The sequence below is a fragment of the Mycobacterium kansasii ATCC 12478 genome (genome assembly GCF_000157895.3).
GTDB lineage: Bacteria > Actinomycetota > Actinomycetes > Mycobacteriales > Mycobacteriaceae > Mycobacterium > Mycobacterium kansasii.
In genome coordinates, this window is the sequence record NC_022663.1 from 393,228 (window position 1) to 412,191 (window position 18,964).

General features: G+C 65.7%; 11 protein-coding genes and 3 pseudogenes. 4 read left to right on the plus strand and 10 right to left on the minus strand.

What is annotated here, in order from left to right; genetic code table 11:
• Nucleotides 1-24: 24 nt before the first annotated feature.
• From MKAN_RS32850 to cobN, 6 genes and pseudogenes are all read right to left on the minus strand, one after another.
• Nucleotides 25-732 (minus strand): PPW family C-terminal domain-containing PPE protein, encoded by a 708-nt coding sequence (locus MKAN_RS32850; protein ID WP_418303141.1) that lies wholly within the window; start codon nt 730-732, stop codon nt 25-27.
• 89 nt (nt 733-821) lie between these two features.
• Nucleotides 822-1,368: pseudogene (locus MKAN_RS32855) on the minus strand (PPE family protein); the annotation flags it as partial.
• On the minus strand, nt 1,365-2,690 hold the full coding sequence (locus MKAN_RS01745) for a PPE family protein (RefSeq protein WP_023364604.1): 1,326 nt from the start codon (nt 2,688-2,690) through the stop codon (nt 1,365-1,367). The gene MKAN_RS01745 and the pseudogene MKAN_RS32855, both read right to left, overlap by 4 nt.
• A gap of 638 nt (nt 2,691-3,328) precedes the next feature.
• Complete coding sequence (locus MKAN_RS01750) at nt 3,329-3,718, minus strand: PPOX class F420-dependent oxidoreductase (protein ID WP_023364606.1); 390 nt, start codon at nt 3,716-3,718, stop codon at nt 3,329-3,331.
• Nucleotides 3,719-3,815: 97 nt separating this feature from the next.
• Nucleotides 3,816-4,241, minus strand: a complete 426-nt coding sequence (locus tag MKAN_RS01755) for a hypothetical protein (protein ID WP_133163620.1) — start codon at nt 4,239-4,241, stop codon at nt 3,816-3,818.
• An 8-nt stretch (nt 4,242-4,249) separates the two neighbouring features.
• Nucleotides 4,250-7,834 carry a cobaltochelatase subunit CobN gene (gene cobN / locus MKAN_RS01760; RefSeq protein WP_036396114.1) on the minus strand — a complete coding sequence of 1,195 codons (3,585 nt, stop codon included), beginning with the start codon at nt 7,832-7,834 and terminating at the stop codon, nt 4,250-4,252.
• Between the two features lie 926 nt (nt 7,835-8,760).
• Here cobN and MKAN_RS32450 point away from each other — a divergent pair.
• Nucleotides 8,761-9,633, plus strand: a pseudogene (locus MKAN_RS32450) (PE family protein); the annotation flags it as partial.
• Between the two features lie 513 nt (nt 9,634-10,146).
• On the opposite strand, the pseudogene MKAN_RS01770 reads toward MKAN_RS32450, so the two are convergent.
• A pseudogene (locus MKAN_RS01770) lies at nt 10,147-10,809 on the minus strand (alpha/beta hydrolase family protein); the annotation flags it as partial.
• A gap of 145 nt (nt 10,810-10,954) precedes the next feature.
• Between MKAN_RS01770 and cobG the strand changes: the two are divergent.
• The 3 genes from cobG to MKAN_RS01785 are packed head-to-tail and all read left to right on the plus strand — an operon-like array spanning nt 10,955 to nt 14,161.
• Nucleotides 10,955-12,061: a precorrin-3B synthase gene (cobG, locus tag MKAN_RS01775; protein WP_023364611.1), complete on the plus strand. Its 1,107-nt coding sequence runs from the start codon at nt 10,955-10,957 to the stop codon at nt 12,059-12,061.
• A gap of 4 nt (nt 12,062-12,065) precedes the next feature.
• Nucleotides 12,066-12,692, plus strand: a complete 627-nt coding sequence (locus MKAN_RS01780; RefSeq protein WP_023364612.1) for a precorrin-8X methylmutase — start codon at nt 12,066-12,068, stop codon at nt 12,690-12,692.
• Nucleotides 12,689-14,161: a precorrin-2 C(20)-methyltransferase gene (locus tag MKAN_RS01785; protein WP_023364613.1), complete on the plus strand. Its 1,473-nt coding sequence runs from the start codon at nt 12,689-12,691 to the stop codon at nt 14,159-14,161. The genes MKAN_RS01780 and MKAN_RS01785 overlap by 4 nt, the downstream gene beginning before the upstream one ends.
• Before the next feature lie 136 nt (nt 14,162-14,297).
• Here MKAN_RS01785 and MKAN_RS01790 read toward each other — a convergent pair whose 3' ends face one another.
• The 3 genes from MKAN_RS01790 to bla all read right to left on the minus strand — a co-directional run bounded on the left by MKAN_RS01790 (nt 14,298) and on the right by bla (nt 18,865).
• The gene (locus tag MKAN_RS01790; RefSeq protein WP_023364614.1) at nt 14,298-17,219 is read right to left on the minus strand and encodes an MMPL/RND family transporter; all 2,922 of its coding nucleotides are present in this window, start codon (nt 17,217-17,219) and stop codon (nt 14,298-14,300) included.
• The gene (locus MKAN_RS01795) at nt 17,216-17,647 is read right to left on the minus strand and encodes an MmpS family transport accessory protein (RefSeq protein ID WP_023364615.1); all 432 of its coding nucleotides are present in this window, start codon (nt 17,645-17,647) and stop codon (nt 17,216-17,218) included. Before MKAN_RS01795 ends, MKAN_RS01790 begins: the two co-directional genes overlap by 4 nt.
• A 294-nt stretch (nt 17,648-17,941) precedes the next feature.
• A complete protein-coding gene (gene bla / locus MKAN_RS01800; protein ID WP_023364616.1) occupies nt 17,942-18,865 on the minus strand; it encodes a class A beta-lactamase in 924 nt (307 codons plus the stop codon).
• Nucleotides 18,866-18,964: the final 99 nt, after the last annotated feature.

The following is an 18,964-nucleotide window of genomic DNA, read 5'->3' on the forward strand; positions in this document are numbered from 1 at the left end:
CGCATTTTGCCGGCCCGCGTTTCGTCAGCAGAGCATTGTCCCGGCACTTGCCGCGTCCAGCACGGGTGCGCGCCAGCTCGCCGGCGGCATCGGCACCTGGGTGCCAGCACCGAATTCATTGCCTAAAGTCATCAAACCGGCGGGTTCGACCAGGCCCTCGCTGTGTTCAGCGCCGGCAAAGCCTAAGGTGCCGGCACCGCGATCAGATGCCGATATCGGCGACTGACCCGCAGCCCCGTCAACGGTCACCGTGGAAACTAGCTGCGCGTGCGTATCGACACCAGCGACGCCCAGCGGCGACGGCGTCACGCTGTCGACCGCCATCGCTGCCACCGGCGCACCAGCTGTCGGTGCAGCAGCAGCACCGGCTATCGCGCCCAGACCCTGGGCAGCACCGCCGATCAAAGCTCCAGCCCCGGCCAACGATCCCGCAGCAAGTCCAAACAAATTGCCAATAATCTGCGCGACCAAGTCAACAATGGCGCCGACAGGCATCAAGATGGGGAGCAGGAGGAGAACCCCAATCGCAACAAACTCGACCGCAATCACAACCTGAAGAAGTGCTATATAATATATAAAAGTAAAAGCTGTCCCAAATTCCAAGGTCAAGAATAGGTATGCGATACTACCCACAAGCAGCGCAACAATAAAGAGCTGAAGGAATATTAGGCCGACTATTATTGGGATAAAGGCTATATCGAGCAGTAGAGCCAAAAAGAACTCTAATACCATTGTTGGCACTAGTAATACAAGTTCGAATAGAATCTGCACCCACGGGGTTGAGGTGAGGGCTTGGCCGGTGGTGGCGGCCAGGTCGGCGCCGACGCCGGGTTTGACAATCACCGGTGCCGGCGGAATGTGTGGAACCGAGGCCAACGCCGCCGCATCGACCGCCTCATAGACGCCCATCGTGGTCGCCGCCTGTATCCACATCCGCACATAATCGGCCTCGTTCAGCGCGATCGGGATGGTATTGATCCCAAAGAAATTCGTCGCCACCAACACCGCATGGGCGGCATGATTGGCAGCCAACTCACCCAACGTCGGCATCGCCGCCAGCGCGCTGACATAGGCCGCCGCGGCACTCTCATGGGCCGCCGCCGCCGTGGCACTATCGGCACTGGCCTGCATCAACCACGCCACATACGGCACATAAGCACCCACACAAAACTCAGCGCTGGGCCCCTGCCACGCCCCCGCCTGCATCCCCGCGACCACCACGCACAGCTCGTGAGCCACCGCGGCATACTCCACACTCATCGACGACCACCCCGCCGCGGCCGCCACCAACGACACCGGCCCCGGACCCGCACACAACAACGCCGAATGCACCTCCGGCGGCGACGCCAACCACACCCCAGCCGTCACACCACACCCCCAACAACCCCATACGACACCGCCGCCAACCCGTCACCGACGGCATAACCAGGTGCACTCCAACTCGCCGGCGCCATCGGCACCCGCGCGCCGAACTCATCACCCAGCGCTATTAACCCGCCGGCACGAGGTGCGGCGCCCTTACCTGCCGTACCGGCAAACCCAAAGCCCTCAGCACCGCGATCAGAGGTGACGACCGCCGAATCACCTTCACGGACCAGCGAAACCGTCGGCGGCGGCAAACCCTCCGCCGCCGACGGCACCACACTTTCGATCGCTACCGCAGCTACCGGCGCAGCCGACAAACCCGTCAGCGGTACGGCCGACAAACCCGCCAGCGGTGCAACCGCCGCACCGGCGATACCCGGGAGGAGAGCACCGTAGGTTGCCGCAGCAACAAACGGACTCATAAATACGCCAGCTAGATTGCCAATAATCCAATCAACAACAATCTGTGTGACGCCTACTATGGTAACTGGAATCATGAGGGGGATGAACAAGAAGATGGTAGCCAAGGTGATATCAACAATGTTCGCCGCATTTATCAACACACTGACCAACGTTAAAATTGCGGCGGAGACCTGGCCGGCGATGAGATCGTTGATTATCATCGGTATTCCCATGAGGACTTGGGTGATTGAGTAAGCGAGAATATCTAGAAAAAGGAGGTAGCCTCCGCCGATTTTCTCCAAGAGCTGTAGTATTTCGGCCCACGGAAACGGCGTGAGGGCTTGGCCGGTGCTGGCGGCCACGTCGGTGGCCGCGCCGACGCCGGGTTTGACAATCACCGGTGCCGGCGGAATGTGTGGAACCGAGGCCAACGCCACCGCATCGACCGCCTCATAGACGCCCATCGTGGTCGCCGCCTGAATCCACATCCGCACATAATCGGCCTCGTTCAGCGCGATCGGGATGGTATTGATCCCAAAGAAATTCGTCGCCACCAACACCGCATGGGCGGCATGATTGGCAGCCAACTCACCCAACGTCGGCATCGCCGCCAGCGCGCTGACATAGGCCGCCGCGGCACTCTCATGGGCCGCCGCCGCCGTGGCACTATCGGCACTGGCCTGCATCAACCACGCCACATACGGCACATAAGCACCCACACAAAACTCAGCGCTGGGCCCCTGCCACGCCCCCGCCTGCATTCCCGCCACCACCACGCACAGCTCGTGAGCCACCGCGGCATACTCCACACTCATCGACGACCACCCCGCCGCGGCCGCCACCAACGACACCGGCCCCGGACCCGCACACAACAACGCCGAATGCACCTCCGGCGGCGACGCCAACCACACCCCAGCCGTCACACCACACCCCCAACAACCCCATACGACACCGCCGCCAACCTCTCAGGAACCACCCGCAACGTCACAACCACGCACCTTCCGACCGATCGGCCCGCCCGGTGCTTATCCGGCCGACCACGCCACGACTAAAAATCTGGCCGATCTTAACAATTGTCTATTGGAATAGTATCCCTGGGCTGTAGTACAGCGCTGTCGTCCAGATGGGGGGTTTGGACTCGAGCTTCGCCCCAACTGGACAGGAGCGACACTGGGAGACGAAGGATCTATGGCCGGACGAATGGCTCGCTGCGGTGCTTCGGCGTGGTCGCAACAGACGATGTGCGGTGTTGGCGATAACGACCGCGACCGACATTGCTCCCGGCCATGCTTACGCTGAACCGGTCAGTTCCGCCGAGCAGCACATGGTCCTGGCCCGGCTGCTCCCTCCCGGGTACAGGGCCATGGCCATGATCAACGGCGGGCCGAGCCTCGGCGACCTGTACTCATGGTGACAGCGCTATGGCGCCTCGCCTGAATCTTAAAGCTGCCCTACGGCTTTCAGCTGACCATGCCGTTCGCCTCAGGATGCGGCAACTGACCGCCAGCTCGAGCGGTCCTGAACAGCGGTCCGGAATGGCAACAAACGCCGCTCGTCCGCGTCAGCTCACTTTGAGTTCGAGTCCGATGTTGTTTTCCATGCCGCCGCGTAGCTTGCTGACGAAGTTGAAGACCTTGCCGACAATGCCGTACCGCTTGCCGATCGCGTCGTAGACGGCGCCCGTCTGCGAGTCGTCGAGGATTGCCGCTGTGCCCTCGACGGCCTCGCTTTTGGGACGCCCACGCACGTCGCAGATGGCCAGTGTCACGCGAGGGGTGTTGCGGATTCGCTTGACCTTCCACGCCTTCTTCTCGGAGATGACCAGCAACCGGTCACCGTGGTCCTTGTCCAAGGCGGCCCAGACCGGCGTCGGCTTCGGCCGGCCGTCCTTGGTGAAGGTGGTCAACAGGATGTATCGCGCTTTGGCGAGGTCGGCGAAGGTTGGCGTCACGGTGTCAACCTAGCGCCGAGCAGACGCGCAATCGCACGCGAATGGCCATTCGCGTGCGATTCTGCGTCTGCTGGCCGGGCTCTCGCCGCCCCCGCTATCACGGAACCACGCGATCCTGTCTGACGTCGACGATCAGGTCACCGGAGAAGCCCCTGGTCGAGCCGGGCTCGACTTGGACCGATCTATCCGCGCCGCGGTAATCCCGGACGGTCAGCGCAACCGATACCTTTGTACCCGCCACCACCGCCAGCACATTGCGCATGGGCAGTCCCTGCGACGGGGCGCCCTCGCCGACCAGGCTCATCGAGGGCGTGCCCACCCACGGGTACGGTGCAAAACACGAGCGGTCTATCAGTTCGCTCAGGGGCTCCGGGCAGCCCACTTCCCAGTGCGCACCTGTCGCCGTGTCCGACGGCGAGACGGGATCGTCGGCCGGGACAGCCCCTGCCAATGCGGGCTCCACTCCAAGGACACCGAAAGCCAGGGCAGCAGCCATGGTGACGCAAACAAGGCGTGTCCTCATCGGGTGGCTCAACCCTCCAAATCGCCTTCGGTTTCCAGCAGGACCTGGCGTAACCCGTCGAGGGTATCCGGTTGCGGCTGGGCCCACATGCCACGTCCGGCCGCCTCCAGCAGGCGTTCGGCCATGCCATGCAGCGCCCATGGATTGGATTCCGCCATGAACTTCCGGTTCTCCGGATCGAGCACGTAGCGCTCGGTGAGTTGCTCGTACATCCAGTCGGCCATCACCCCGGCGGTGGCATCGTAGCCGAATAAGTAGTCCACGGTGGCGGCCATCTCGAATGCGCCCTTGTAGCCGTGGCGGCGCATCGCGGCCATCCACCGGGGGTTGACCACCCTGGCCCGAAACACCCGGGTGGTCTCCTCCGACAGCGTGCGGGTGCGGATGGCGTCGGGCCGGGTGTTGTCGCCGATGTAGGCGGCGGGCGCCTGGCCGGTCAGCGCGCGCACGGTGGCCACCATGCCGCCGTGGTATTGGAAATAATCGTCGGAATCGGCGATGTCGTGTTCGCGGGTGTCGGTGTTCTTGGCGGCCACCGCGATGCGCCGGTACTGGCGGTTCATGTCGTCGACGGCTTCGCGGCCGTCGAGGTCGCGCCCATAGGCGAAGCCCCCCCAGGCGGTGTACACCTGGGCTAGGTCCGCGTCGTCGCGCCAGTTGCGGCTGTCGATCAGCTGCAGCAGCCCGGCGCCATACGTTCCCGGTTTGGAGCCGAAAATCCTTGTGGTTGAGCGCCGTTGGTCGCCGTGCTGGGCGAGGTCGGCCTGGGCGTGGGCACGCACAAAGTTGGCGTCTGCGGGCTCGTCGAGGCCGGCGACCAACCGGACCGCGTCGTCGAGCATCGTCACCACGTGCGGGAAGGCGTCCCGGAAGAACCCGGAGATGCGTACCGTCACGTCGATACGCGGCCGGCCCAGCTCGGACAGCGGAATAGCGGTGAGATCCACCACGCGCCGCGACGCGTCGTCCCAGACCGGCCGAACACCAAGCAGGGCAAGCACTTCGGCGATGTCGTCGCCGGCGGTGCGCATCGCCGAGGTGCCCCACACCGACAGGCCCACCGACTGCGGCCACCGGTCATGGTCGGCGCGGTAGCGGTCCAGCAGCGAATCAGCCAGGGCCACACCGGCTTCCCACGCCAGCCGCGACGGCACCGCTTTGGGGTCGACGGAGTAGAAGTTGCGCCCGGTGGGCAACACGTTGATCAGACCGCGCAGCGGTGACCCCGACGGCCCGGCCGCTATGAACCTGCCGTCTAAAGCCTTTAATACCTGCTCGATTTCGGAAGCGGTGCCCGCGAGCCGCGGCACCACTTCGGTTGCGGCGAACCGTAGTACCGCCGCGACGTCGGCGTTGTCCGTGAGATGATTCGCGGCGGCCGGATTCCAGCCGGTGGCTTGCAGTGCGGCCACGAGCTTCCGGGCCGCCGCCTCGGCCCGGTCGACCGACGTGCGCTCGTCGGTCCCGTCGTCGGCCAGGCCCAGAGCTTGTCGCAGGCCTGGGATCACCTGCTCGCCGCCGAACAGCTGGCGGGCGCGCAGGATCGCCAGCACCAGGTCGAGTTCCTGTTCGCCTGCCGGCTGTTGCCCAAGGATATGCAGGCCGTCGCGGATCTGGACGTCTTTGATCTCACACAGCCAGCCGTCGACATGCAGCAGCATGTCGTCGAACGAATCTTCAGGAGGGCGTTCGGTCAGCCCCAGATCGTGGTCCATCTTGGCAGCCCGGATCAGCGTCCAGATCTGCTGACGGATGGCCGGCAGCTTGCCGGGATCCAGTGTGGCGACCGCGGCATGCTCATCGAGCAGCTGCTCCAAACGCGCTATGTCACCGTAAGTTTCGGCCCGGGCCATGGGCGGGATCAGATGGTCGACGAGAACGGCGTGCGCCCGTCTCTTCGCCTGGGTGCCCTCGCCCGGATCGTTGACCAGAAACGGGTAGATCAGCGGCAGGTTGCCCAGCGCGGCGTCGGATCCGCAGGCCGCCGACATGCCCAACGTCTTTCCCGGCAGCCACTCCAGGTTTCCGTGTTTGCCCAGGTGTACCACCGCGTGGGCCCCGAATCCTGTCTCCAGCCAGCGGTAGGCGGCCAGATAGTGGTGGCTGGGCGGCAAATCCGGGTCGTGGTAGATCGCGACGGGATTGTCTCCGAAACCACGCGGCGGCTGCACCATCAGCATGAGATTGCCGGATCGTATACCGGCAATGACGATTTCGCCGTCGGGATCATTGGCGCGGTCGACGAACAACTCCCCCGGCGGCGGCCCCCAATGGCGTGTCACGGCCTCGGTCAGCTCGGCCGGCAAGGTACCGAACCAAGCGCGATAGCCCTTGGCGGACACCCGAATCGGGTTGCCGGCCAGTTGGCTCTCGGTGAGCCAGTCAGGGTCTTGGCCGCCCCGCTCGATGAGCGCATGGATCAGGGCATCTCCATCGCCTGGCCCGTTGTCGGGGACGCCCGGCAGATCGCCCACCTGATAACCGTGCTCGCGCATCGCCTGTAGCAAGGTGACCGCGCTGGCCGGGGTGTCCAGGCCGACCGCGTTGCCGATGCGGGCGTGTTTGGTCGGGTACGCGGAGAACACCAGGGCCACCCGCTTGTCGGCGGGCGCCACATATCTCAGCCGCGCGTGCCGGACAGCCAGACCGGCAACTCGCGCGCAGCGCTCGGGATCTGCGACGTAAGAGATCAATCCATCGTCGTCAATCTCCTTGAACGAGAACGGGACTGTGATGATGCGGCCGTCGAACTCGGGCACGGCAACCTGGCTGGCGACGTCGAGGGGGCTCAGCCCGTCGTCGTTGTCATGCCACTGGTCCCGCGGGCTGGTCAAGCAGAGCCCCTGCAGGATCGGGATATCCAGTGCGGCAAGGTGTTCGACGCTCCAGCTGTCGTCGTCGCCACCGGCTGAGGCGGTGGCGGGCTTGACTCCCCCGGCAGCCAGCACGGTGACCACCATGGCGTCGGCGTCGGCAAGTCTGTCGAGCAGTTCCGGTTCGGCGGTGCGCAGTGAGGCGCAGTACATCGGCAGCGCCCGACCACCGGCATCTTCGATCGCCCGGCACAGCGCCTCGACATATGCGGTGTTTCCGGCCAGGTGTTGCGCGCGGTAGTACAGCACCGCGATCGTCGGGCAGTCGATCTTGGCGGCGTCAGTGCGGGCCAACTCGCCCCACGTGGGCGTCACCAGCGGCGGGGCGAAGCCGTAGCCCGTCATCAATACCGTGTCGGACAGAAAGGCGTACAGCTGTCGCAGGTTGTCCACACCGCCGTGAGCCAGGTAGATATGCGCCTGCACTACCGTGCCGGCCGCAACCGTGGACAGGTCGGTCAACTCGGCGTCAGCGGCCTGCTCACCGCTGACCAGCACGGCCGGCACCCCGCTGGCGATCACCACGTCGACGCCGCTCTGCCAGGCGCGGTAGCCGCCGAGAATCCGCACCACCACGATCGAGACACCGGACAGTAACTCGGGTAGCTCGTCGTCGGACAGCCGCGACGGGTTGGCCCACCGATAGTTCTTACCGCTGGAGCGCGCGCTGATCAGGTCGGTGTCGGACGTCGACAACAGCAGGACGGTCGGCTCAGCCACCCACCATTCGTACCGCAATCCCGTAGGGCTGTCCCGTCGCGGGTCGGGTAAGCCGGTTGGATGTCTGCGGTGTCGGCGGAAGACCAGCGGGTGCCCCTGGCCGACCTTGCCCCAAAGGATTCCACCGTTGCCACCGCTTTGCCCGGTCCCGGGGGCTCCGTTGGCGCCGTTGCCGATCAGCGGGCGCCCTTCCCCTCCGCGTAATTGGGGTCTCAGCAGCCTAGCGCTGCAGCCGTCCTGACGCAGCATGGATTTCACCGAAAATCCGGTTAAAGGTCCTGCAAATAGGCATATTTCGGCCTGTTGGCCGGCTACTGTTTCGCAGCTTTTGGCTACGTACCCTTAGCTATTAGCAACTGTTGACACACCATATATTTTGGAGATTTCGCACCCCACGTCGTTGCCGGGCCGACAGGCCGGCGGCCGTTCAAATGAACAGAGGCAATTAGAAGGAGTTTCGGTGGTGACGTTACGGCTGGTTCCGGCCGGCTGAAAACGTCTGCCGTGGTCGACTTCTCGACGATCACGCCGACACCGGGGCGCCGCTGAGGCGATTGGCGGCGTGATCCGTGCTGCTGACATTGTTGCGGCGCAAGGTAATAACCTGCCTCCTACCGCTAAGCAGTTGCATCCCGTTTGCGGCACCGGTAGCGGCACTGTTACCGACGGCATCGTCTGCGCGCGGCCGGCAACGGCAATCCGGATCTTGATCAACGAGCCAGCCCGTGCTCGGGCCCGCGCTCGGTCGATATGACAGTGGTGGAGCACGCCGCACGATCGGGGTACGGCTGCCCCAGCTCCGAATGGGACGGATGGAAAATGCCGGAACGGCCAGAACGCGGCCGCAACCGGCGTACTCTCAGGACACTCGTCATTCACGTTCCGTCAATTCGTCGACGGGTCTACGACGTGGCAGGAGGACAACGATGTCATATCTGACGGCCTTCCCCGAGTTACTGGCATCGGCCGCAACGGACCTGTCCAACATCGGCTCGGCGCTGATCGACGCCAACACCACGGCAGCGGCCCCCATCACCACCATGGTGCCCGCTGCCGCCGATGAGATATCAGCAGCCATCACGGCGTTGTTCGCCAACCACGCGTGGACATATCAGATGCTCAGCCGCCAGGCGAACGTGTTTCACGCGCAGTTTGTCGAGGCGTTGAGCGCCGCGAGCGCCTCGTATGCCGCCACCGAAGCGGCCAACGCGTCGCCGTTGGAAGCCGTGGTTCAAGACCTCCTGGGGGTGATCAATGCGCCGACCAACGCATTACTGGGGCGCCCGTTGATCGGTGACGGCGCCACCGGGACCGCAACCAACCCCAACGGCGGGGCCGGTGGCTTGCTGTTCGGCAACGGCGGCGACGGTTACTCCCAACCGGCAAGTTCGACCGCCCCCGGTGGCGCCGGCGGCGCGGCAGGACTGATCGGCAACGGCGGCCGCGGCGGGACCGGTGGGGCCGGCGCGGCCGGTGGGGCCGGCGGCCAGGGCGGGTTCTGGTTGGGCAACGGCGGCGCGGGCGGCGCCGGCGGCCCGGCCTCCCCGACCGTCGGCTTAAACGGCGTCAACGGTGGTGCCGGAGGGGCCGGTGGGGCGGCCGGGCTATGGGGCGCCGGCGGGGCCGGCGGGCACGGCGGCAGCGCCGGGCCCTACAGCCAGACACTGCCCCTCGGCCAGCCCCTTCGCCTGTCCGACCTTGCCCTGAACGGCGGTGATGGCGGCGACGGCGGGCGGGGCGGGTGGCTGTCCGGCCCGGGCGGGGCTGCTGGGCAAGGTGGGACCGGCAGTACGGGAATCGCCACGCTCGCCGCCCCCGGCCCGGGCCCGACCAGCTACGCCTTCCCCATCAAGAACAACACCGCCGGGACGGCCCTCATCACGATAGGCACGGCTAGCGGCTCTGTCGCGGTGACTCCTACGAGTGCGACACTGGCCCCGGGCGCCAGCGTCATCGCAACCGTCGCGCTGTCGACGTCGTCAACCGGCGGCTCCGTGATTGTCAAGTCCCCCACTGTCTTCGGCACGGCCGGAAACGCCGGCAGTGCCGGCGCCAGCGGATGGTTCTAGGTCCGGCCAAGAGCTCCCCAGCCCGCCGTTTCCGAATCACGCGGTGCGCACGTCGAAATCGGCAAGCCTTGGCTGCCGCAACAGCTCGCGGTGAGTCTGCGGTGTCCACGGGAACAGCTCCGGTAGGCCGTCCTTACCCAAGTACCAACTGCTGCAGCCGGTAACCCAAACAGTCTGCGGCATAGCGGCTTTCATGTCCTCGTTGTAGTGCTTGGTGGCGGCTTCGGTCGGTGCGGCGGCGCTGATGATCGAGGCGACCCGAGCCGCCACCTCGGTGGCCACCGATAGCGGTGCGCCGCCCGTTGCGGGCTCGTAACGATCGGCCACCGGGTCGTACACGGCGCCGGCGATCGAGCCGTGATCGGCCGCCAATTCCACCAGCTCCACCGGCCAGCCGATCCGTTCGAGCGACGCGGCGAAATCCCGGCTGACGCGCACCGGCACCACATCGTCGGCCAGGCCGTGTAACAACGTGAATGGCGTACCGATGTGGTCGGCGGACAACCGGTCGGTGACGAGCCGACCCGAAATCGGATCCGGGGCTGTGAAGGCGCCGGCTAAGCAAACCGTGTGTGCCAGAACAACATTGAAGTGCGCGGCATCGAGGGTGAGGGCCGCCGCGGCCGCGCCCCCTAACGACCATCCGACGAGCACAATGTCAGCGCCGTCGGCACGTTGCCGGGTGTATTCCAGCGAACCCAGCAGATCCGCGCGCCCGCCGTCGTCGGCGTGGGAATTCCAGTCCGGCACCACGACGGCGGCACCGTGACCGGCCAGCAATCCGGCGAGCGGCCGGACGGCGGCCCGGGCATCGGTCTGCATGCCGTGCCACAGCAGGATCGTCGGGCGGGCCGCATGGACGAATACATCGGCCCGGCGCCCCGGGGCGTACTCCACCGTCCGCACAGACCGGGTGTGCCCGAACGGTTCGGATTCAAACCACATCAGTCACATGGGCATCTGTCTCGGCGGCCATCCATGAATCCCCAACGCGATAGCAGCCTGCGCTAGCACGCCGATTGGTCCGGCACGGATCACGTACCGTGAGCCCATGGCCCGATCCCGCGACACCGATGCGTGCCCGGGCGCGCTACAGGTGCACCAGGCCGCCGACGGCGCGCTGGTACGGGTTCGGTTGCCGGGTGGCCGCATTGCCGCGGCGCAACTGGGCGTGCTGGCCGAGGCGTCAACCCGTTTCGGCTCGGGAACGCTGGAGCTGACGTCGCGCGGCAATGTGCAGTTGCGCGGTATCACCGAGGTGGCAACGGTCGCCGCGGCGATCGCCGAGGCGGGCCTGTTGCCGTCGGCGACGCATGAACGGGTCCGCAATATCGTCGCCTCACCACTGTCGGGGCGAGCGGGTGGAAACGCCGACATCCGGGACTGGGTCGACGAGCTGGACGCCGCGATCTGCGCAGAGCCCCGGCTCGCCGGCCTGGGCGGCCGGTTCTGGTTCAGCCTTGACGACGGCCGCGGCGACGTCTCGGGTCTGGCTGCCGACGTCGGTGTGCACGTCTATGACGACGGCTGCGCCCTGACGCTGGCCGGCCGGGACACCGGGACGCGGGTCGGCGATGTCACCGCGACGCTGGTCCGAATGGCGCTACGGTTCATCGAGGTACGTGGAAAACATTGGCGCATAACGGAATTGAGTGACCTCGACGTCCTGCTGCCCGGCATGCAACCGGGTGCGGCCTTCCCGCCCGCCACCATGCCCCCGGTGGGCTGGATAGCCCAAGACGACGGCCGCGTCACGGTGGGCGCCGCCGTCCCGCTGGGGGTATTGCCCGCCCGGATCGCCGAGTACGTGGCCGCGATCGAGGCTCCCCTGGTGGTCACGCCGTGGCGATCCTTGCTGATCTGCGATCTTGACGAGGCCGTTGCCGACACCGTGCTGCGGGTGCTGGCGCCGCTGGGCCTGGTGTTCGACGAGAACTCGCCGTGGCTTCGGGTCAGCGCGTGCACCGGCAGCCCCGGCTGTGCGCGCTCGGTCGCCGACGTCCGGGCCGACGCGGCCCGTGAGCTGGACGCGGACACCGTCGGGCACCGGCATTTCGTCGGCTGCGAACGGGCTTGCGGCAGCCCGCTGTCCGGCGAGGTGCTGGTGGCCACCGGGGACGGATACCGAGCGCTTCGAAACAACGACACCTTAGGGTGAGCGGGTGCTCGACTACATCCGCGACGCGGCCGAGATCTACCGTCGGTCGTTCGCGACCATCCGCGCCGAAGCCGACCTGACCCGGTTTCCCCCCGACGTGGCGCGCGTGGTGGTCCGGTTGATCCACACCTGCGGGCAGGTCGACGTCGCCGAGCACGTGGCCTACACCGGCGACGTGGTGGCCCGGGTCCGTGCGGCCCTGCGGGATGGGGCGCCGGTGCTGTGCGACTCCTCGATGGTGGCCGCCGGGATCACCGCCGCCCGGCTGCCCGCGAACAACCAGGTGGTGTCTCTGGTTGCGGAGCCGGCGGCGGCCGAGCTGGCCGCGCGTCGGCAGACCACCCGCTCGGCGGCCGGCGTGGAGCTGTGGGCCGACCGGCTGGCCGGCGCCGTGATGGCAATCGGCAACGCACCCACTGCCCTGTTCCGGTTGCTCGAATTGGTCGACGACGGGGTCGCGGCGCCGGTGGCGGTGCTGGGCGGGCCGGTCGGCTTCGTCGGTTCGGCCCAGTCCAAACAGGAGCTCATCGAGCGACCGCGCGGCATGTCGTATCTGGTGATACGAGGCCGCCGCGGCGGCAGCGCCATGGCCGCCGCGGCCGTCAACGCGATAGCCACCGATAGCGAATGACGCGCCGCGGCACGTTGTGGGGAGTCGGGCTGGGGCCCGGCGACCCGGAGTTGGTGACGGTCAAGGCCGCACGGGTGATCGGTGAGGCGGATGTAGTGGCGTATCACAGCGCCCGCCATGGCCGCAGCATCGCCCGTGGTATCGCCGAGCCGTATCTGCGAGCGGGACAGATCGAAGAACACCTGGTGTATCCGGTGACCACCGAGACCACCGGACATCCCGGCGGTTATGCCGGCGCGCTGGAGGACTTCTACGTGCAGGCCACCGAACGCATTGCCGCCCACCTCGACGCCGGGCGCAACGTGGCGCTGCTCGCCGAGGGCGACCCGCTGTTCTACAGCTCGTACATGCATTTGCACACCCGGCTGACTCGGCGGTTCAATGCCGTGATCGTTCCGGGGGTCACGTCGGTGAGCGCCGCCTCGGCGGCCATCGCAACCCCACTGGTGGCCGGCGACGAGGTGCTGTCGGTGCTGCCCGGGACGTTGCCGGTTGCCGAGCTGACCCGCCGGCTCGCCGACGCCGACGCCGCCGTGGTGCTCAAGCTCGGCCGTTCGTATCACACTGTGCGGGAAGCACTTTCGGCGTCCGGCCAACTCGACGACACCTTCTACGTGGAGCGGGCCAGCACCGCGGGGCAACGGGTGTTGCCGGCCGCCGACGTCGACGAGGCCACCGTGCCGTACTTCTCGCTGGCCATGCTCCCGGGGGGCCGGCGACGCGCGTCGGTCGTCGGTTCGGTCGCGGTGGTGGGCCTTGGCCCCGGCGACATGGACTGGATGACGCCGCAGAGCCGGCGCGAACTGGCGTGCGCGACCGACCTGATCGGCTACCACACCTACCTGAACCGCATTCCCGTACGTGACGGGCAGCGGCGCCATCCCAGCGACAACACCGACGAGCCCGCCCGCGCCCGGCTGGCCTGCTCGCTGGCCGAACAGGGACAAGCCGTCGCGGTGGTCTCGTCGGGCGATCCGGGCGTGTTCGCCATGGCCACCGCCGTGCTGGAAGAGGCGAAGCAGTGGCCGGACGTGCAGATCCGGGTGATTCCGGCGATGACCGCCGCCCAGGCGGTGGCCAGCCGGGTCGGGGCTCCGCTGGGCCACGACTATGCGGTGATCTCGCTGTCCGACCGGCTCAAGCCGTGGGACGTGATCGCCGCCCGGCTTACCGCCGCGGCCGCCGCCGATCTGGTGCTGGCGATCTACAACCCCGCCTCAAAGACGCGCATCTGGCAGGTCGGCGCGATGCGGGACTTGCTGCTCGAACATCGCGAGCCGGGCACGCCGGTGGTGGTCGGCCGCGACGTGTCGGGCCCTGAGGAAGATGTTCGGGTGGTGCGACTGGCTGACCTGAACCCTGCCGATATCGACATGCGCTGCCTGCTGATCATCGGCTCGTCCCAAACCCAGTGGTACTCAACCGATTCCGGTGACCGGGTATTCACACCGCGGCGCTACCCGACCTGAAGCTCGCTACGGCGCGGCCGTCGGCTCGCCCGTCCCCGCGACACTGCAGTCGGATGCCCGACGCGCCGATGGCGGGCGCAGTGGCTGCAGTCGCGATGACCAACCACGGTGCGATCTGCTCACCCCTTTGCCCCGGTTACGGGTTGGCGTGATCAGCGCCCACGAGCGCCGTAGGTTTAGGGGTCGCGTCTACGGGCTCGCCTAACAGCAGGGAACGAACCAGTCGGCGCGGCCCGAACGGCCGCAGCATGTAGCTGGCCGGGCGCGTGCGCACTCGCTGCGGCCACCAGAACCAGCGCCCGAGCAGTGCGGCGATCGACGGCGTCATCAGCGAGCGCACCACCAGGGTGTCGAACAGCAGACCCAGGCCGATGGTGCTGCCGGCCTGGCCGATGGAGCGCAGATCACTGGCGACCATGGACATCATGGTGAAGGCAAATACCAGGCCCGCCGCGGTGACGACCCCACCGGTTTCGCCCATCGAGCGGATGACGCCCGTCCTCAGCCCGGCGCCGATCTCCTCTTGAAAGCGCGAGACCAGCAGCAGATTGTAGTCGGATCCCACGGCCAGCAAAATGATCAGCCCGAACACCGGCGCGATCCAGTTCAACTCCAGACCGAAGATGTGTTGCCAGACCAGCACGGACAGCCCGAAGGCGGCGCCCAGCGAGATCAGCACCGTGCCGACAATCACCAGGGAGGCGACCAGCGCCCGGGTGATGATCACCATCACCACGAATATCAGTGTCAGAGCGGCGATTCCGACGATCATGAGGTCGTACTTCGAGCCGGTTTGGATATCGTTGTAGACCGCTGCCGTACCGGTGAGGTAGAACTTGGCGTTGGCCAGCGGTGTGCCCTTGACGGCTTCGTGCGCGGCATTGAGTTCCGGCTTGACGGCCGCAATCCCCTTGGGAGTCGCCGGGTCCGCGTCGTGGGTGATGATGAAGCGCGCGGCCTTACCGTCCGGCGACAGGAAGAGTTTCAGGCCGCGCTGGAAATCAGGATTGTCGAACGCTTCCGGCGGCAGATAGAAGTAGTCGTCGGCCTTCGAGGAGTCGAAAGCCTGACCCATCGCGCTTGCGGTGTCGGTCATCCGCGACATTTGCGTGACCAATCCGGAGAAGCTGCTGTGCAAGGTCAGCAGCGTTCCCTGCATGGATTTTGCGACGGCGATGATGGGCGGGAACTCCGCGAGCAGTTGCGGTAGTAATGCGTCGACATTGTTCATGTCTTTGAGCAGTGTTTGCATGTTCTCGCTGAACTTGTCCACGCCGTCGATCGCCTCGAATACCGACCTCGCGGCCCAGCACACCGGGATGTTGAAACAGTGCTGCTCCCAATACAAATAGCCGCGGAGCGGCCGCGCGAAATCGTCGAAGTCCGCCAGATGGTCCCTCATCTCGTCCAGCGTGGCCTTCATGTCGTTCATGTCACCGACCATGCGATGAGTCGTGCTGCTCAGCTGCCCGAGCAGGCCATACATGCGTTCCATCGAGCCGACCATGGCACCGAGGTCGTCGCTCATCTTGCGCATATCGGCCATCCGGTCCCTCATGAATTGCAGATTCTCTTGGATCGGAATGGCTTGCATGCTGATCTGAAACGGGATCGAAGTGTGTTCGATGGGGCTTCCCAGCGGCCTGGTAATGCTTTGTATTCTCTCGATGCCCGGAGTACGGAAGATGTTCTTGGCGATCCTGTCCAGGATGATCATGTCGCTCGAATTGCGCATGTCGTGATCGGCCTCGACCATGAGAATGTCGGGATTCATTCTGGAAGGGCTGAAATGACGCTCTGCCGCGGCGTATCCGATGTTCGACGGCAAATGCTGGGGTATGTAGAAGCGATCGTTGTAGCTGATCTTCATGCCCGGCACCACGAGCATGCCCACCAGCGCGATGAGCAGCGAGGCCACGAAGATCGGCCCGGGCCAGCGGACGGTGGCGGTCCCGATCCGGCGCCACCCGCGGACCTTGATCATCCGTTTGGGATCGAGTAGACCGAACCGGCTGGCCACCACGACAACGGCCGGTGCCACCGTCAACGCACCGGCGATCACGACGAGCAATCCCAGCGCGGAAGGAATGCCTAGCGCCTTGAAATACGCCAGCCGCGCAAAATGCAGGCAGAAGCTCGCCCCGGCAATCGTCAGCCCCGAGCCCAGGATGACGTGATAGGTGCCGCGGAACATCGTGTAGTAGGCGGTTTCCCGATCCTCGCCGGCCTGACGCGCCTCCTGATAACGCCCGATGAGGAATATCGCGTAATCTGTTCCCGCCGCAATGGCCAGGGACGACAACATGGCGACCACGAACGTCGAAAAGCCCAACAGGTCCTTGTAGCCGAGGATGGCAATGACTCCCCTGGCCGTCAGCATCTCGAGGAAGACCATGAAGAGCACGAGCAGCACGGTGCTGACGGAGCGATAGACAATCGCGAGCATGATCATGATGACCACGCCCGTCACGCCCATCATTTTGAACATGCTTTTGTCGGCGGCCTCGTTCATGTCGGTGGTGAGCGCTGCCGGGCCGGTGACGTAGGCCTTGATTCCTGCGGGCGGGTGCGAATCGTCGACGATCTTGCGGACCGCGTCGACGGATTCGTTGCCCAGGGTGCTGCCTTGGTCGCCCGCGGTATTGATCTGCGCATATGCGGCTTTGCCGTCAGTGCTTTGAGCTCCGGCGGCGGTGACGGGGTCTCCCCACAAATCCTGCAGATGCTGCACGTGTTTGTGGTCCGCCTGCAGCTTTTTCACCAAGCCGTCGTAATACCGATGGGCTTCTTCGCCGAGCGGTTTATCGCTTTCCAGGACAAGCATCACGATGCTGTCGGAATCGAATTCTTGGAACTTCTTGCCCATGTGTTTCGCGGCGATCATCGCCGGCGCATCTTGCGGCGACATCGTCACCGCGTGTGATCTCGCGACGAATTCGATCCAGGGCACGAGAACGTTCACAGCGATCGTCAGCAGCAGCCAGGCGACAATGATCGGGACGGCGAACGTGCGGACAGCCCGCATGAATCTCGGGCGGGTGTCGTCGTGGGCGTTCATGCGGCCTTCACCAGACAGAAGGCCTGCGCGTGGTGCCCGCTGGACGATTGTTCGTCCTTGACGGCACCGTTGACGGTGATGCGGCACCCGATGCTGTCGCTGTTGCCTTGCGCCACAACGTTGGCGATAACGGCCGGTATCGTCGTCGTCATCGTGTACGTCCAGGGCAGGCTGGTGAAGCTGGCTTGTTCGGGCTGGGTCTCCTTGTTCAGGTAGCTCACACTTCCCGCGGTGCCGGCGGGCCCGAACACCTCATAGGTCACCCGTTTGGTATTGATCGACTCGATCACGCCCGAGTTGGCGCCCGTCCAGGTAAAGATCGGATCGGAACCGAAGACGCCGCGGAGCCTGTCCACGGCTATGCCCCCGGCGACAAGCGCGATGACGACAACGAGCGGTATCCAACCTCGCTTGAGAAAGGTGAGCACTGAAGTTCCCCTCCGCTCATCGCCTTGCCGTTGGTCCGGTTGGTACGTAGTCCACGCCCTCGCCGTCTCGTCGACTAGGGCCGTTCGACCCGGGGGCGGTGGTCGTTGGACACACGAACTTCGGTTGCCTGACCACTGTATACCATACCCCCCACGGTATTTTGCCCGCCGGTCGCTGCACGCCGACGGTGCTGGTTACCTCGATCGCCGGCGGTTAAACGCAAATCCCCACTCGTCGAGGCGACGACGGACTCCGGACAGGCGACACCGACGATCGATATTCGGGCTACCCGGCTACGCGAGAACTTCGGCGACGCACCTGGCCGCATCCGCGACCAGCGCTTCGCTCCATTCGGCGTCGTACCCGCCGGAGGCGCGATCGGACAAGATCGCCACCACGTGGGACACGCCGGCGGGCGACCACACCACTGCCACATCGTTGGCCCGGCCGTAGTCACCTGAACCGGTCTTGTCGATCACTTTCCAGTCCGCGGGAAACCCGGCCCTGATCCGTTTAGCTCCCGTGGTGTTGCGCGCCATCCAGTCGGTGAGCATCGCCCGTTTGTCGGCCGGCAACGCGTCGCCGAGAACAACCTGCTGATAGTCCAGCGCGATCGCGTGGGGAGTGGTGGTGTCGCGCTCGTCGCCGGGAGGGTCGCGGTTCAGCTCCGGTTCCTCCTGGTCCAAGCGGCTCACCGAGTCGCCCAGGCCGCGCAGGTAGCCGGTGAACCCCGAGGTCCCGCCGACCTCGGCCAGCAACAGGTTGGCGGCGGTGCCGTCGCTGTAACGGATTGCCGCGTCACAGAGTTCGCCAATGCTCATCCCGGTAGCGACATGCTGCTGGGTGATCGGCGAGATCGACCGGATGTCGGCGCTGGTGTAGGTGACCATCTTGTCCAGGTGGCTGAGCGGATACTGGTGCAGCACCGCCGCAACGAGCAGCGCCTTGAATGTGGAGCAGAAGGCGAACCGCTCGTCGGCGCGGTAGGCGATTGCCGCCGTCGTGCCGGTTGCCGGCATATATACGCCCAGCCGGGCCGCATATCGGTGTTCGAGTTCGGCGAAGCGATTCTGCAGATCCGCTGCCGGTGCTGCCGTGGTCGAGGCCGGGTGAGCGCCGCCGCCGCTGCGGGCACATCCGGCGAGCGGAACACACGTGGCCATGGCCAGTAGTAAGGCACGGCGCGGCAGCGCCGGCTGTGAACTCGATGCGTTCATGTCGCGACAGAGTCTGTCACGATCCTGTTGGAAGCGGTGACCGTGTGGCATCGACCGCCCCACTTTCGGTCTTTGCGTCTGAAGCGGCCATGCGCAACG